The organism is Clostridium sardiniense (assembly GCF_019753795.1).
Taxonomy (GTDB): Bacteria; Bacillota; Clostridia; order Clostridiales; family Clostridiaceae; genus Clostridium; species Clostridium sardiniense.
In genome coordinates this window covers 1-17099 of the sequence record NZ_JAIKTU010000012.1, presented here as the reverse complement: position 1 = coordinate 17099, position 17099 = coordinate 1, and the positions used below count along the sequence as shown (strand labels likewise).

Sequence of the window (17099 nt, the reverse complement as noted above, 5' to 3'; positions counted from 1 at the left end):
AGATGGTAAGAAAGAAAAACTCAAATACTTTAGCAGAGAATAGAAAAGCGAGACATGATTATTTTATAGAAGAAACAATTGAAGCTGGCTTAGAATTAGTTGGAACAGAAGTTAAATCTATAAGAAATGGTAGAGCAAATCTTAAAGAATGTTATGCTGAAGTTAGAACTGGTGAAATATTTATTAGAGGAATGCATGTAAGTCCTTATGAGCAAGGAAATATATTTAATGTAGATCCATTAAGGGATAGAAAACTTCTTCTTCATAAAGAACAAATAGGAAGACTTGCAGGGCTTGTATCTAGAGAGGGACTTACGCTTATACCTTTATCTCTTTATCTTAAGAATGGAAGGGTTAAAGTTGCACTTGGAGTTTGTAAGGGTAAGAAGGACTATGATAAGAGAAATTCATTACTAGAAAAAGCTCATAATAGAGAAATGCAAAGAGAACTTAAAAATAGAAATAGATATTAATAAAGAGAGTATTCTAATTAAATTGGAGTACTCTTTTTTATTACGCTTAATACTATATATTTAATTAATTGATAGTTAAAAATTTAAACTAGTTTATAACATATTTTGTTATGATGTTTTTATTATACTAATTTAGTAGTTAAATCAAAATTGTAAATCCAATTTGTAAACTTTGATAAATAAATTAGAATTCAAGAAATTTAGTATTATAATAGTAAAGAAGGATTTTTTTTCTAAAACGAGACGTTGTAGCAGGGGGAATTTTATATGGAGATTGATAATAAAAATACAATAATGAGTTCTCACAAGAGAAGTAGAGAATATGGAATAAAGGAAAATAATAAAGGACCTAAAAGAAGTATTAAGAATAGCGAATTAAAAATAGTATTAGAAGAAAATGTAGAGCTTATAAAAATAGCAAAGATATATATGAATATGTTTAAAGATGTTCTTAAAGATGAGAAGTTTATAATAGTGCTTACAGATAAAGATGGTTGTATATTACACATAAGTGGAAAAGAAAGTGTAGTAAAAGAATATGCAAAGTTAAATATAATTGCAGGAATGTATATGGGTGAGAAAAGTATTGGAACAAATGCTATGGCAGTTGCAATAGAAGAAGATAGAGCAGTTCAAGTAACCGCAGATGAGCATTATATAGATATTTTTAAAAGACTTACATGCTCAGCTGCACCTATACATGGAAAAGGTGGCAAAATAATAGGGACATTAAATCTAACATCAGAATGGGAGAATAAACATCCTCACTCATTAGGATTAGTTTTATTTGGAGTGAAAGCTATAGAGAATGAATTAGTAAGACTACATGTAAATGAAGTCCTTAAAGAAGCTTATAATTATGTAGGAAGTGTTATAAATAACGTAGATAAAGGAATAATAACTTTAGATTCTGATGGATGTATAAATAATGTTAATGAACTTGCTTGTGAAGTTATTGGGTTAAAATCTTTAGATTTATTAAATAAAAAGGTTGAAAGCATAATACCTGGATGGAAAAATATTAATTTAAGTTTTAAAAAGAATAATTATAATACATATATGAAAGAGATAAAGTTTTTAAATGATACAAGCAATAGAATATTAATAACAGTAAAGCCTATAAGATTAGAGGATAAAATTATAGGTTCTGTAATTATTATGAGTAAAGAAAAAGAAAATAGAGAGAATAAATCTTCAGGTGCGTATAAAACCTTTGATGATATATTAGGATCTAGTGATGCAATATTAAATGTTATAACTAATTGTAAAGTAGTAGCCAATAGTCCATCTACTATTTTAATAGAAGGAGAAAGTGGAACAGGTAAAGAGGTATTGGCACAAGCTATACATAATTTTAGTTATAGAAGAGATCATAGGTTTGTTGCTATAAACTGTGGAGCTATTCCTAAAAATTTAATTGAAAGTGAATTATTTGGATATGAAGAAGGCGCATTTACAGGAGCTAAAAAGGGTGGAAAGATAGGTAAATTTGAATTAGCTAATGGAGGAACAATATTCTTAGATGAAATTGGAGAAATGCCTCTTGAAATGCAAGTACATCTTCTTAGAGTTATCCAAGAAAGTAGAATTAGTAGGGTAGGTAGTGACAAAGAGATACCTATAGATGTTAGAATAATTGCGGCTACTAATAAGGATTTGAAAGAAGAGGTTAGAAATGGAAAATTTAGAGAAGACTTATTTTATAGGTTAAGTGTTATTCCTATAAATCTTCCACCTCTTAGAGATAGAAAAGGAGATGTAGAAAAACTTATTGAGCATTTCTTAAGAGTAAAAGCATTTAAATTAAATAAAGAAGTTCCAAAGATAAATGCTAAGCTTTATAATAAATTAATTAATTATTCGTGGCCGGGAAATATTAGAGAACTTGAAAATTGTATTGAAAATATAGTTAATCTAGATGGAGATATATCATATAAGTTTGTTGGAAATATAGATGAAGATTCTAAAGGTTGTGATATAGAAAAAGAAATTGCAACAGAGGGTGTAGAATATAATACTTCATCAAAGGATGGTATATATATAGAAATAGGAAATGATTTTAATATAAAAGATATAGAAAAAACATTAATTGAAAAGGCTATTAAATGTAATGATTATAATATGAGTAAAACTGCAAAGGCTCTTGGGATAAGTAGAAATACTTTATATTATAAGCTTGATAAATATAATATATATTAAGTGTCCTAAAATCTAACGATGTCCTAAAATTTAACATAAAATATAAAAATGTGTAGTAAAATAGTACATGTGGATTATTTGTAAAAATCAAAGATTGTTAAAAAAATGACGTGGTTGTGAGAAAATCGTTAAATTTATAACATTGGCATGGTAATTGCTAATATATAATAACGTAAATGAAAACAATTTAAATTATTTATAAATATAGTGTGTTTAGGAGGAGTTTGGTTATGGCACGTTTTACATTACCAAGAGATATTTATCATGGAAAAGGTTCAATTGATGTATTAAAAGAAATTGAAGGTAAGAAGGCAATTATAGTAATGGGTGGAGGCTCGATGAGAAGATTTGGTTTCTTACAAAAAATTGAGGACAACTTAAAGGCTGCAGGACTTGAAGTTATGGTATTTGATGGAGTTGAATCTGACCCATCAGTTGAGACTGTAATGAAAGGTGCAGAAGCTATGAGAAGCTTTGAGCCAGATTGGATAATTGGATTAGGTGGAGGTTCACCAATAGATGCAGCGAAGGCTATGTGGATATTCTATGAGTACCCAGATTTTACTTTTAAAGAAGCTATAGTTCCATTTGGATTACCTAAATTAAGAAAGAAAGCTAAATTTATAGCTATAGCGTCAACTAGTGGAACAGCTACAGAAGTAACTGCTTTTTCAGTTATAACTGATTATGCAGCTAAAATTAAATATCCTTTAGCTGATTTTAATATAACTCCAGATATAGCAATAGTAGATCCAGATCTTGCAGAAACAATGCCACAAAAATTAGTTGCACATACAGGAATGGATGCTATGACACATGCAATGGAAGCGTATGTTTCAACAATAGCAGATAATTTTACAGATCCATTAGCTTTAAAAGCAATTGAAATGGTTAGAGATAATATTAAAAAATCATATGATGGAGATAAACATGCAAGAGCAGAAATGCATGATGCCCAATGTTTAGCGGGTATGGCATTTAGTAATGTTTCTCTTGGAATAGTTCATTCAATGGCTCATAAAATCGGTGGTGTGTTCCATGTACCTCATGGATGTGCAAATGCTATAATGCTTCCTTCAGTAATAGAATTTAATGCTGCTGTATGCGGAGAAAGATACGCTAAAATAGCTAAAATGTTAAATTTAGAAGGAGAAAATGACAAAGAATTAACAAAGTCATTGGTTAAATTAATAAGAGATTTAAATAAAGAATTAAATATACCAGCTACATTTAAGGAATATGGAGTAGATGAAGCAGAGTTCTTAGCTAACTTAGCTTTCATGGCTGAAAATGCAGTTGCAGATGCTTGCACAGTAACTAATCCAAGAAAAGTAGTTCCAGAAGAAATAGAAAAGATATATAAAGCATCATTCTATGGAGAAGAAGTAGACTTTTAATTTAAAAATATAAAAATATCTAAAAGCTCCCAGAAAGACTTTTGATGGGAGCTTTTAGTAAGTTAAATAGGCAAAATATATTAAAAGGAGTAGGGCTAACATGTATAAGATAGTTTCAAAGAGAGAGCTTACAAATAACATATACTTAATGGATATAGAAGCGAAGAGAGTGGCAAAATCAGCAAAGCCAGGGCAGTTTATAATAATTAAAAATGATGAAAAAGGTGAAAGAATACCATTAACAATTGCAGATTTCAATAAAGAAAAAGGAACTGTAAGCATAGTATTTCAAACAGTTGGACAAGGAACTAAGGAATTAGCAAAATATGAAGTGGGGGATTACATAAAAGATTTTGTGGGGCCTCTTGGAAGACCAAGTGAATTTGTTGCAGAAGATTTAGAAAAGCTTAAGAATAAAAAATTGATATTTATAGCTGGTGGTGTTGGGGCAGCACCTGTATATCCACAAGTTAAATGGATGAAAGAGCATGGTATAGATGTTGATGTAATAATAGGAAGTAGAACTAAGGATCTTTTAATCTTAGAAGATGAAATGAAAGACGTAGCTAAGAATCTTTATGTTGCAACAGATGATGGATCTTATGGATTTAATGGAAGAGTTACTGATATGTTAAATCATTTAGTTAAAGAAGAAGGAAAGCATTATGATGAAGCAATTGTTATAGGACCTATGATAATGATGAAATTTATGTGCATGTTAACTAAAGAATTAAATATTCCTACAATAGTTAGCTTAAATCCTATTATGGTAGATGGTACTGGCATGTGTGGAGCATGTAGAGTAACTGTTGGAGATGAAGTAAAGTTTGCCTGCGTTGATGGTCCAGAATTTGATGGACATCTAATAAATTTTGATGAAGCTATGAGAAGACAAAATATGTATAAAACAGAAGAAGGAAGAGCTATCCTTAAGGAAAAAGAAGGAGATACTCATCATGGTGGATGTGGACATTGCGGAGGTGAAGAATAATGAATATGGAAGATAGAATGAAGAGAGTTCCAGTTAGAGAGCAAGATCCTAAAGAAAGAGCTAGAAACTTTAATGAAGTATGTTTAGGATATAATGAAGAAGAAGCAGTTAAAGAAGCTAAGAGATGCCTTCAATGTAAGAATCCAAGATGTGTTACAGGATGCCCTGTATCTATAGATATACCAGGATTTATTAAAGAGGTAGCTGAAGAAAATTTTGAAGAAGCAGTTAAAGTTATTTCAAAATATAGTGCTCTTCCAGCCGTTTGTGGAAGAGTATGTCCACAAGAAAGTCAATGTGAAGGTAAATGTGTACTTGGAGTAAAGGGAGATCCAGTTTCAATTGGTAAGCTTGAAAGATTTGTGGCTGACTGGGGGCGTGAACATAATGTAGATCTTTCAGAAAAAGAAGAAGAAAAAAATATAAAGGTTGCAGTAATAGGAAGTGGACCTGCTGGACTTACTTGTGCTGGAGATTTAGCTAAAAAAGGTTATGATGTAACTATATTTGAAGCTCTTCATGAAACAGGGGGAGTTTTAGTCTATGGTATACCAGAATTTAGACTTCCAAAAGATACTGTAGTTAAGAGTGAAATTGAGAATATTAAGAAATTAGGAGTTAAAGTAGAAACTAATGTAATCATTGGTAGAACTATAACTATTGATGAGTTATTAGAAAATGAAGACTTTAAAGCTGTATTTATAGGATCAGGTGCGGGACTTCCAAGATTCATGGGAATAAAGGGAGAAAATGCGAATGGAGTATGCTCAGCAAATGAATTCTTAACAAGAGTTAATTTAATGAAAGCATTTAAAGATGATTATAAAACTCCAGTTAGAACAGGAAATAAAGTTGCTGTTGTAGGAGGCGGAAATGTTGCTATGGATGCTGCAAGAACAGCCCTTAGACTTGGAGCTGAAACTCATATAGTATATAGAAGAAGTGAAGCAGAACTTCCAGCAAGAGTTGAAGAAGTTCATCACGCAAAAGAAGAAGGTATAATATTTGATATTTTAACTAATCCTACAGAAATTTTAACAGATGAAAATGGATGGGTTAAGGGAATGAAATGCGTTAAGATGAAACTTTTAGAAGCTGATGAATCAGGCAGAAGAAGACCAGTTGAAATTGAAGGTTCAGAATTTATAATGGATGTAGATACAGTAATAATGTCTTTAGGTACTACACCAAATCCACTTATTTCAGCTACAACAGAAGGTCTTGAAATAAATAAAAGAAAATGTATAGTAGCAGAAGAACATTCAGGTAAAACAACTAAGAACGGAGTATATGCAGGTGGTGATGCAGTAACAGGAGCTGCAACAGTAATACTTGCCATGGGTGCAGGAAAAGATGCTGCAAAAGCAATTGATGAATATTTAAGTGAAAATTAGGGATAATAAGTATATACCACATTAACTTCATTTGTGTATAGCTTAAAATCCAGTTATACAAAGAATAACAAACCTTAGAAATCCTTCTATCTATAACATCACGGTCTGGTTATGGGTAGAGGGATTTTTCTTAGTTATTAACGACAAGTATGACTAAAGTGTAAACAATGATAGCAATCTTAGAAAAAAATAAGAATTTATAGTAGAATAGTAAAGGGTTAATGTAAACCTTAGCACAAAATATAAACATACTTTATTATGAAAGGAAGAATTACATGAACAACAAGAAAAAAGGAATCACTCTTGTATTAATTGCAACATTATTCTGGGGAATGATGGGTGTAACTAGTAGAACTCTAGGAAATGCAGGGATTGATTCAATGAGTATATCATTCTTTAGATGTCTAATTGCAGCAATTGGCTTTGGTATATTCTTATTTATTTTTAATAAAAAAGCCTTTATGGTAGATTTTAAAGGAATTATAATTAGTGGTATATATGGTATCGTAACATTTGGATTATCATTTACAACATTTAATATTGCGGTAGAGAGAGTTCCAATTGCAGTTGCAACAGTTCTTATGTTTACTAATCCAATATGGGTAACAATTTTTAATGCAATATTCTTTAAAGAAAAGATAACTTCAAAAAAAGCAACTGTAATTGCTCTTGCAATAATAGGATGTCTTTTAATTTCAAATATATTTGGAGTTGGATTTGAAAATCTTGATATAGTTGGATTATTAGTTGGACTTTCAACAGGAGTATTATTTGCTCTTCAACTTGTAATACCAAGATTTTTTGATGGAAAGTACTCAAAGGATAGTATGCTAATCTATGGATTTATATTTAGTACAATAGCTTTAGCATTCTTTACAAACTTTACTGGAGTAAATACTGCTATAACTACAAATTCATCACCTATTTTTGTAATACTTAACATATTATCAATTGGTATATTAAGTACATTTATAGCTAACATATCATATGTAAAAGCTACAGATTATATAGAAACAGGTGTTGCATCAGTATTAGTTGCATTAGAGCCAGTTCTTGGAAGTTTATTTGCTTATATAGTTTATGGAGAAACATTAACAGGACTTCAATTACTTGGAGGACTATTAATAGTTATTGCAGCTATATGGCTTGCAAGAACATCCGATTAATTTTATAAATAAATAGATATAATAGCTATTAGAGAATAAGTTTACAATCCTCTAATAGCTTTTTTTGTTGTTTAGTAGGATAATAAACTTAGAGATTGGGGGAAAACATATGAAAAACAGCAGAGAAAAGCAAAAGATAGTAATGCTATCTCTTATTAAAAATACATATAAAAACTTTAAGTTTAATTTTTTCGCATGTACATATTTTGAAATGTGCTATAGAATTTTAACTGCATTTATATTTGGGCCAATAATATTTCTAATATTTAAATACTTTATAAAGACAGATGGAATGGCTAATCTTACAAATAAAGATTTTATAACCTTTGGACTTAGTCCTGAGGGAATTATATGTATAGCCATATTGCTAGTATTAGCTTTTTGTATGATATTTATAGAGATTGGCGCCTTAACATATATAGGAGCAGAATCACATAGAGGAAAAAAAATTAAGATTATAGATGGGGTCTTTAATGTATTTGGAATATTAAAAGATACATTTAATATTGGATTAATACCACTTATTCTGATTACAGGGGTAATTGGGCCATTAACTGGAGTTGGACTTTGTAGTTCTTTAATTAGAAATTATTCTATACCACCCTTTATAACAATAGAACTTTCAAAGACACTTTTGGGAAAGGTTTTACTTGGGTTAATAGCGGTTGTGGTAGTAGTATTATTACTTAGATGGATATTAGCTATTCCAATAGTTGTAATAGAAAAAGTAAAAGGAAAAGAAGCTGTAAGTAAAAGCAATAGAATATACAAGAAAAATAAATGGACTCTTTTAAAAGGAGTAATTTTATGGGAAGTTGTTTTTATTATACTCATTTCAATTGCAATAAGTGTATTTTTAGGAGCTGGAATTGGAATTGGTGGATATATTTTTTCACCAAACTCTATTGAAAGTAAGATATTATTAGGGATTTTATTAGTATTATTTTACATAGGTTTCATAGTAGTATCACTTTTAATAACTCCATTATTTGTTTCATTCTTAGTAGAACTTTATTATGCACTTAGAGATGATCTAGTGGAGGATGAGAGAGAGTTTAAATCCTATGAGGATTATAAAAATAATATTTTATATAAAATATCAAGAAAAGGATCAAAAATATTTGTAGCAATACTTATACTATGCTTTATAGGATATAGTGGATTTATAGGGTATAGAACAGTGTTTAATAAAGTAATAAATGATAAAGTTCAAATAACGGCCCATAGGGGGGCAAGTGAAGTTGCTCCAGAAAATACCTTATCAGCAATAAAGGAAGCAGAAAAACAGGGAGCTAATTATGCTGAAATAGATGTTCAGACCACAAAGGATAATCAAATTATACTTCTTCATGATGGCACTTTTAAAAGAACAGCTGGAGTTAATAAAACACCTAGACAATTAACTCTAAAAGAAATTGAGAAGCTTGATAATGGTTCATTCTTTTCAAGTAAATACAAGGGAGAACCTATTCCAACATTAGATAAAGTACTAAAAGAATCTAAGGGAAAGATTAAGTTGAATATTGAACTTAAGCCAAAGGGAAACGATGACCCGTTGGTTCAAAATGTAAATAAATTAATTGTAGAAAATGGTATGGAACATGAGGTTATAATATCATCATCTAATTTTGAAGCATTGCAGAAAATGAAAAAACTTAATCCTAATATGGAGATTGGATATATTGTACTTGCAGCAGTAGGAGATTTTGAAAAGTTAAATGTAGATTTCTTTAGTTTAGAATATTCTCTTGTAGATGCAAAGACCGTTTATGGACTTCATGCACTTGGAAAAGGAGTACATGTATTTACTATAAATGATAGAGAAGAAGCAGAAAAGATGATCTATTTAGGAGTAGATAACATAATAACAGATAATGTGCCTATGGTTCTTGATGTTAAGAGAGAAATGGAAAGTGGGGAGCATTATGATTATGTAACATTCTATTATGAATCTATATTAGGAATAATAAATTATGCGAAAATTTAAAAAAATAGTTGCAAAAAACTATAAATCTGATAATATATAGTATAAGAAAATTAAATAAAGATAATCTATTGATAAGGAAGAGTAGGTAAGTTAAGCTTCGTTAAAGAGAGCTAGGGATGGTGAGATCTTAGCAAGAAGAGATTTAGTGAATGGACCTTGGAGGAATAAAACGAAATCTAATTTTTAGAGAGTAGCATTTATGGTGGGCTGCACCTTATAGCGGATAGAGTATGTTAGTACTTGAATTTGAGGTGGTGTTTAATTTATTACATAAATTTTAAACACAATTTAGGTGGCAACGCGGAAAGTTTATAATCCGTCCTATGTTTTTAGCATAGGACGGTTTTTTTATTTGTCTAAAATTAATAATTAAGAATTTAAAAGATTCTAAGATAGAGATATGTAAAGGTGGTGATCAAAGTGTTATGAAATGATGAAATTCTAGGAGAGTGGCAAATAAATAATTATTTTAAATTAGAAGGAGATAAAATTATGAATAGAAATGGAAATACTAAAAAAATGATAATTAATGCATTATTACTTGGAATAGGAGCTATACTTCATCAAATTACACCAGCACTTGGATTGCCAATGCAACCTGACTTTGCACTTGTTATGCTATTTATAATAATGATTATAAATAATGGAGATTATAAGACTTCATTAATAGCAGGAATTATAACAGGAGTATTTACAGCTATGACTACTAAATTCCCTGGAGGACAAGTTCCTAATATGATAGATAAAATAGTTACTGTAAATCTTGTATTTATTATGATGTTTGCTATGAATAAGATTAAGATGCTAAAAGATATGTCAGAAAGTAAGAGAAGAATGACTCAAAGTGCAATTATATTCCCAATTGGTACTTTAATAAGTGGTGTGACCTTCTTAGGTTCAGCTAGTATATTAGTTGGATTACCAGCAGGATTTGAAGCTTTATTTATTGCAGTAGTAATTCCAGCAGTAGCTATAAATTTAATTGCAGGATGTATGTTATTTAAGATAGTTAGTACTTCAATGAAGAGGGCTTTGGCATAGAGTGAATATATTAATTATATAATATATATGTAACGATAACTTAAGGAGAATATAGATGGGAGAGTCAAGAGTCAATAGTGTATCTAACCTTAAGAATAGTTTTGGAATCTTAATAGTTATAGGAGCTATAATTGGAATGTTAAGTGGATTTATATTTCAAGATATTGAAGTGGATGCAGGACTTTGTATTGGTGCTTCAATAGGAGTGCTTCTAGAGAGTGTGTTAGGAGGAAGAAACAATAAAAAACAGGAAAAAATTAAATGAATGTATCTGAAAATAAAGTTTTATTAAGTCTTAAGAAAAGTTTTGGAAGCTTAATAATAGTTGGAATGATGGCAGGCTTACTTATAGGAATCCTACTTAATAAAATTGGAGTTTGGATTACTATAGGGGTAGGTATTGGAGCTGGACTTGATAATTCAATTAAAAATTCAGAGAAAAGTACAAAAGAATAATTATATAAAAAGCTACTAGAATTTAATATATTCTAGTAGCTTTTTAGTTAATTAAGATAAAGTTATTTAGGAAATATATAAATTTAATATTGTGTAGTTTTATTACAAATTTAAATATATTGCTACATATATACCTATAATATCCAATATATCGTTGAATCATAGATAAATTTATCTTATAATGATAAATGTTAACAAATAAAGAATAAATAATTAATTAATAATGAATATATATATTGGGATTAAAGGGGAGAAATTACAAGGTATGAATAGAAGGAAATTAAATACAATAGTTAAAACTACATTACTTATGGCAGCTATATCTATAGCTCCATTGTTTGCTGGTGGAACAGCTGCAAATGCAAGTGCAGCTACTGAACAAGAATTTTTATCAGCAATAAGTAAGTATAATCAAAAAGAGGTTATTGTTGAAAATGGTATATCTTTAAGAAAAGGAGAATCATTAGATTTATCTAAGTATCCGGATTGGGAGATGTCTAATAGTAATACAATAACTATAAATGATAAAGGAGTTGTAACTCCTAAAAATTCAGGGACTGTTTATTTAACTAAGAAAATAGGGGATAAGGTTCATGTATTTGAAATATATGTACCTAAAAATAGTTCAAGTACTTATTCAGCACCAAAATCAAATACGGTAGATAGAGATCATTATAAAGTATTTATAGATGCAGGTCATGGTGGACATGATAACGGAGCTTATGGAAATGGAGTATATGAAGATGAATTAAATCTTCAAATTGCACTAAGAATTCAAAAAAAATTAGAAGCTAAGGGTATAGAAGTAAGAATGAGTAGAACATCTGATGTATATCTTTCATTAGAAGAAAGATCAGAACTTGCAAATGAATATGCTCCAGATGTATTTGTATCTAACCATATAAACTCATTTGACCAAGAAAGTGCAAACGGAATAGAAACATATCATCATAGAGATAAAACTCAGTACAAGCCTTTAAGTGATAATATACAAAATAATGCAATTAAATCAACAGGCGCAGTAAATAGAGGAGTTAAGTCTGCAAATTTCGCTGTACTTAGAGAAACTAATATGCCTTCATCATTATTTGAAGCTGGATTTATATCAAATAAAGCAGAATCAAGTAAATTAAAAACTGATGAATATCAAGAAAAGTTAGCTACATCAATTGCAGATGGAATTGAAAAGTATTTAAAAGATAATATTAAATTAAATGGTAATACAGATAAGCCAGAAGAAAAACCGGATACTAAACCAGAAGTTAAACCAGAAGAAAAGCCAGATACTAAACCTGAAGTAAAACCAGAAACTACAAAGACAGGAAAAGTAACAGCAAGTGCATTAAATGTAAGAAGTGGAGCTTCAACAAAACATTCAGTAATAGGAAGTTTATCAAAGGGTTCAACTGTTGAAATAGTATCAACATCAAATGGATGGCACAAAATAAAATATAAAAATGGTTTTGGGTATGTATCAGCAGAATATGTTACTATAAATTCAACGCCAAGTAAGCCAGAAGTTAAACCGGAAGAAAAGCCAGATACTAAACCTGAAGTAAAACCAGAAACTATAAAGACGGGAAAAGTAACAGCAAGTGCACTAAATGTAAGAAATGGAGCTTCAACAAAGAATAAAGTAATAGGAAGCTTATCAAAGGGAGCAACTGTTGAGATAGTATCAACATCAAAGGGATGGCACAAAATAAAATATAAGAATGGATATGGATATGTATCAGCAGATTACGTTACTGTAAATTCTAATAATTCATCAAACACAAATAAACCATCAACAAATACTCCAAGTACAAGCACTAAAACTGGAAAAGTAACAGCAAGTGCATTAAATGTAAGAAATGGAGCTTCAACAAAGAATAAAGTAATAGGAAGCTTATCAAAGGGAGCAGCTGTTGAGATAGTGTCAACATCAAATGGATGGCACAAAATAAAGTATAAGAATGGATATGGATATATATCAGCTGATTATGTAAGTGTAAATAATTCATCAAGCACAAATAAACCATCAACAAACACTCCAAGCACTAAGACAGGAAAAGTTAAAGCAAGTGCATTAAATGTAAGAAATGGAGCTTCAACAAAGAATAAAGTAATAGGAAGTTTATCAAGAGGAGCTAAAGTTGAAATAGTATCAACATCAAAGGGATGGCATAAAATAAAGTATAAGAATGGATATGGATACGTATCAGCAGATTATATAACTTTATAGGATAGGATAATATTATTAAATTTAAGTATAATTCAATAATTAGATATGTAATAAGATAGGCAAAAAGCCTATCTTATTTTTTGTCATAACCATGTGAAGGATCAACTGCGCCTGCTAATGTAGTCTGTTTATTTGTTTCTACTCTTGGATTAATATAAGATAATATTTCCTCATTTGAAAATCTATCATTAATTTTAATATTATCTAGATCTTTATTAAGAGAAGTTATCATATCTGCATCACTAGAGTCAGTTACATTGGTTTTCACTATATGAGCTAACACACCTATAGGATTTCCATTTTCATCTTTCATCCAAATTACCTCCTTACCTTCAAATGTATTATCTGCATTAATGAATGTTTAATTCATGGGAAATTGAGTGAAAAATTTAGTATTATATTAAGAATAGGTACTTATAGAGATATTGAAAAGACTCTTTTATATATAGTAAATAAGAAATATAAATAATATTAAAAAATAGGCAAATAATATCAAATGATATTAATTTATATAAGTAATATTTAAGTATAGAAGGGAGATTAATATAAAATATGAGTGAAACAATTAGAGAAAAATTAGAAGGTCGCGTGAGTTACCATGATTCTGTTGAAGAGATGTTAAAGAGAATACAAACTGATGGACTTTCAAGTGTATTTTCAAGATGGGAACCACAAGAAAAAATAAGATGTAAATTCTGCCTTGAAGGATTAAGTTGTCAATTATGTACACAAGGTCCTTGTAGAATTAATGAAAAAACAGGAGCTGATAAAGGAGTTTGTGGTATCGGAGCAGATGCCATGGCTATGAGAAACTTTCTTATGAGAAATATAATGGGTGCAGCTACATATGCACATCATGCATTTGAAGCTTTTAGAACACTTAGATCTACTGGTGAGGGTAAATCTCCATTTAAAATAAAAGATGAAACTAAACTGAAATGGATGTGTGAAAAAGTAGGAATAGATGCTAATCAAGATATTAATAAACTTGCTGTTCAATTAGCCGATTTTCTTGACAAAGAGATGAAAGTTAGTCCTGATCAATCTAGTATAATGACGGAAGCTTTTGCTCCACAAAAAAGAAAATCAGTATGGAAAAAACTTCATATTTATCCTTCTGGCGTTGAACATGAAGTTCAAAACTCAATTGCAAGCTGTTTAACAAATGTGGATGGAGATTATGTATCACTTGCTATAAAAGGTCTTAGATTAGGACTATCTACAATATATACAGCACAAATAGGCCTTGAAATGGTACAGGATATTTTATTTGGAACTCCTATGCCTCATGAAGTTGATGTTGACTTAGGTATAATGGATCCTGACTATGTAAATATAGTATTTAATGGACATCAACCTTGGATAGGAGCAATTACAATAGAAAAACTTAGAAAAGGTGAATATAAAGATGAAGCTATAGCGGCAGGTGCTAAAGGGATTAGAGTAGTTGGTTCCATTGAAACAGGGCAAGAATTACTACAAAGATACGAAGTTGATGATGTATTCGTTGGTCTTATGGGCAATTGGCTAGCTATAGAACCACTCTTAGCTACTGGTACAGTAGATGCAATCGCTATGGACGAAAACTGTTCACCTCCAGCTATAGATCAATATGCTGAAAAATATCAAATAGCATTAGTTAGTATAAGTACAATAATAGGTGTACCTGGTGCTGAACATAAGATTCCATATTATCCAGAAAAGGCTAATGAAATGTCAGATAATTTAATTAAGATAGCAATAGATAATTTTAAGAAAAGATATGGTAAAATTGAACCTATGGTTCCTAAACATGTTACAAAAGCTATATCAGGATTTTCAACAGAAGCTGTTTTAAGTGTTCTTGGAGGTAAAATTGATCCATTAGTTGATGTAATTGCAGCAGGTAAAATAAAAGGTGTCGTTGCACTTGCAAACTGTTCCACTTTGAGAAATGGTCCTCAAGATTGGAATACAGTTAATATAACAAAAGAATTAATAAAAAGAGATATATTAGTAGTGGCCGGAGGTTGTGGTAATCACGCTCTTGAAGTAGCAGGATTATGCAACTTAGATTCTGTAGAAAAATATGCAGGAGAAGGTTTAAAGGAAATATGTAATATGCTTAAAATACCTCCTGTATTAAGCTTTGGTACTTGTACTGATACAGGTAGAATATCAATGCTTGTTACGGCCTTAGCAGATCATCTTCATGTTGATATTCCAGACCTTCCTATAGCAGTTACTGCTCCAGAATGGATGGAACAAAAAGCTACTATAGATGGTATATTTGCAGTAGCATATGGAGCATATACGCATTTATCGCCTACTCCATTTGTTACTGGTGCTCCTAAATTAGTAAAATTTCTTACAGAAGATGTTGAGGGGTTAACAGGTGGTAAGGTAGCTTTAGGAGATGATCCAGTTGAAGCAGCAAAGGCTATAGAAGCTCATATAATAAGTAAAAGAAAAAAACTTGGACTTAAATAATATTTTTAATAAATTGGCTATGTTTTAATAAAGTTAGGTTGTTGAATAAAGAATATTTACAATAGAGTAATAAAAGTGCTAGAAAGAGTAGAAAATCAAATAAGTATCAATAAAAATAGAATACGGTTGATTTTAAGTATTTGTACACACCTTTTAGTGAAATTTTCGCTAGGAGGTGTGTATTTTATTATTAAAATACAATTTATGTAAAATGCGAAAAATATGTTTTTAAGTATAATATATAACATCAGAAAATAAATATGAAGTTGTTAAGTTATTAAATGAAATTTTGAAAAAATAATGTATTTAAGGTAAGTTTAAAAAATATTAAAATATTTTGGCTTAATATGAATTAGTTTCAGCATGTAGGTAAGTTGACAGTGAAGAATATGTGCTATATAATTAGTTCATAAAACAAAATTGAATATAAGCGTTTTACAAAATCAAATTTACCTAACATGGGGATGTTTTGGCTTCGACGGGGGTAAGTGAGGTTTGGTAAGCGGGCCGAGGGAAGCATGGTGCCTCGATAATAAAGTATGCATTAAAGATAAACGCAGAAGACAATTTTGCATTAGCAGCTTAATATAGCTGTTCATCAGCCCTAGATTGCCCACGGTCTAGGATCCTGGTGTCATTATAAGTGGGGAACCGAGCTTAGCAAAGCTTTGAGCTAGGAACGGAACTTATGAAGCTAGCGATCTAGTTACCCGTCTGTAGGTGTTCTAGAAAGCGAAATTTAATATGCAGACTACGCTCGTAGAAAGCTAGACGGAACTACTTTCGGACACGGGTTCGACACCCGTCATCTCCACCATAGAATAAATCCACGATAGAAATATCGTGGATTTTTTTGTGTATAGAAAAAAGATTAAACTGTTGATGATTATAATAGTAATAGGCATGTGAAAAAATACAACAGTTTATAGATTACTAAGACTTAAGCTAAGGAGTGGTATAGAAGATATAAATTATATTATGCTTTTATAATACAGTAAGAATTTTAAAATTTAAGATATAGTTAGTGCTAATTAGAAATAATGGATGCACATGACGCCTCGCCTCCATCATGAAACTCTCGACAATACAGATTGTGTTGTAGAGGGTTATTGTATTTGGAATACCACCTGCTACGCGGGTGGTTCTAAAAAGCTTTCAGCGGTGAGTAGAAAATAAAAAAACCTCCATTGTAAAATTATAGTAGGTTTGCCGACCAGAACTATAATACAAGGAGGTGTGCCCGTTATGGACAATAGTAGTTTAGCACATAGTAAATGGAATTGTAAATATCATATAGTTTTT

At 30.3% G+C, this 17099-nt stretch carries 13 protein-coding genes, 1 other RNA gene, 1 pseudogene and 1 other annotated feature; of the genes and pseudogenes, 14 read left to right on the top strand and 1 reads right to left on the bottom strand.

Annotation, left to right across the window (positions count from 1 at the left end; translation table 11 throughout):
* Nucleotides 1-2 precede the first annotated feature (2 nt).
* The 11 genes from smpB (at nt 3) to K5V21_RS14195 (ending at nt 13328) form a co-directional block, all read left to right on the top strand.
* Nucleotides 3-473 carry an SsrA-binding protein SmpB gene (gene smpB / locus K5V21_RS14245; RefSeq protein ID WP_204594885.1) on the top strand — a complete coding sequence of 157 codons (471 nt, stop codon included), beginning with the start codon at nt 3-5 and terminating at the stop codon, nt 471-473.
* Nucleotides 474-740: 267 nt separating this feature from the next.
* Nucleotides 741-2672, top strand: a complete 1932-nt coding sequence (locus tag K5V21_RS14240) for a sigma-54-dependent Fis family transcriptional regulator (RefSeq protein WP_221861845.1) — start codon at nt 741-743, stop codon at nt 2670-2672.
* Between the two features lie 230 nt (nt 2673-2902).
* Complete coding sequence (locus tag K5V21_RS14235; protein WP_221861844.1) at nt 2903-4069, top strand: iron-containing alcohol dehydrogenase; 1167 nt, start codon at nt 2903-2905, stop codon at nt 4067-4069.
* A gap of 100 nt (nt 4070-4169) precedes the next feature.
* Nucleotides 4170-5060 carry a sulfide/dihydroorotate dehydrogenase-like FAD/NAD-binding protein gene (locus K5V21_RS14230; protein ID WP_221861843.1) on the top strand — a complete coding sequence of 297 codons (891 nt, stop codon included), beginning with the start codon at nt 4170-4172 and terminating at the stop codon, nt 5058-5060.
* Entirely contained in the window at nt 5060-6454 is a 1395-nt protein-coding gene (gene gltA, locus K5V21_RS14225; RefSeq protein ID WP_221861842.1) for an NADPH-dependent glutamate synthase, read from the top strand. Before K5V21_RS14230 ends, gltA begins: the two co-directional genes overlap by 1 nt.
* Before the next feature lie 275 nt (nt 6455-6729).
* Complete coding sequence (locus K5V21_RS14220; protein WP_221861841.1) at nt 6730-7620, top strand: DMT family transporter; 891 nt, start codon at nt 6730-6732, stop codon at nt 7618-7620.
* Between the two features lie 109 nt (nt 7621-7729).
* Nucleotides 7730-9607, top strand: coding sequence for a glycerophosphodiester phosphodiesterase (locus K5V21_RS14215; RefSeq protein ID WP_221861840.1), 1878 nt, complete (start codon nt 7730-7732; stop codon nt 9605-9607).
* Between the two features lie 59 nt (nt 9608-9666).
* Nucleotides 9667-9934: a binding site (T-box leader), on the top strand.
* Nucleotides 9935-10099: 165 nt separating this feature from the next.
* On the top strand, nt 10100-10648 hold the full coding sequence (locus K5V21_RS14210; protein ID WP_221861839.1) for a tryptophan transporter: 549 nt from the start codon (nt 10100-10102) through the stop codon (nt 10646-10648).
* 55 nt (nt 10649-10703) lie between these two features.
* On the top strand, nt 10704-10913 hold the full coding sequence (locus K5V21_RS14205; protein ID WP_221861838.1) for a hypothetical protein: 210 nt from the start codon (nt 10704-10706) through the stop codon (nt 10911-10913).
* Nucleotides 10910-11104, top strand: coding sequence for a hypothetical protein (locus K5V21_RS14200; protein ID WP_221861837.1), 195 nt, complete (start codon nt 10910-10912; stop codon nt 11102-11104). Before K5V21_RS14205 ends, K5V21_RS14200 begins: the two co-directional genes overlap by 4 nt.
* A gap of 265 nt (nt 11105-11369) precedes the next feature.
* A complete protein-coding gene (locus tag K5V21_RS14195) occupies nt 11370-13328 on the top strand; it encodes an SH3 domain-containing protein (RefSeq protein ID WP_221861836.1) in 1959 nt (652 codons plus the stop codon).
* 73 nt (nt 13329-13401) lie between these two features.
* Here K5V21_RS14195 and K5V21_RS14190 read toward each other — a convergent pair whose 3' ends face one another.
* A complete protein-coding gene (locus tag K5V21_RS14190; protein ID WP_221861835.1) occupies nt 13402-13641 on the bottom strand; it encodes a hypothetical protein in 240 nt (79 codons plus the stop codon).
* A gap of 239 nt (nt 13642-13880) precedes the next feature.
* Between K5V21_RS14190 and cooS the strand changes: the two genes are divergently transcribed.
* The 3 genes and pseudogenes from cooS to K5V21_RS19830 form a co-directional block, all read left to right on the top strand.
* A complete protein-coding gene (gene cooS / locus K5V21_RS14185; RefSeq protein WP_221861834.1) occupies nt 13881-15797 on the top strand; it encodes an anaerobic carbon-monoxide dehydrogenase catalytic subunit in 1917 nt (638 codons plus the stop codon).
* Nucleotides 15798-16257: 460 nt separating this feature from the next.
* Nucleotides 16258-16614, top strand: a transfer-messenger RNA (tmRNA) gene (ssrA, locus tag K5V21_RS14180).
* 419 nt (nt 16615-17033) lie between these two features.
* A pseudogene (locus K5V21_RS19830) lies at nt 17034-17099 on the top strand (IS200/IS605 family transposase); the annotation flags it as partial.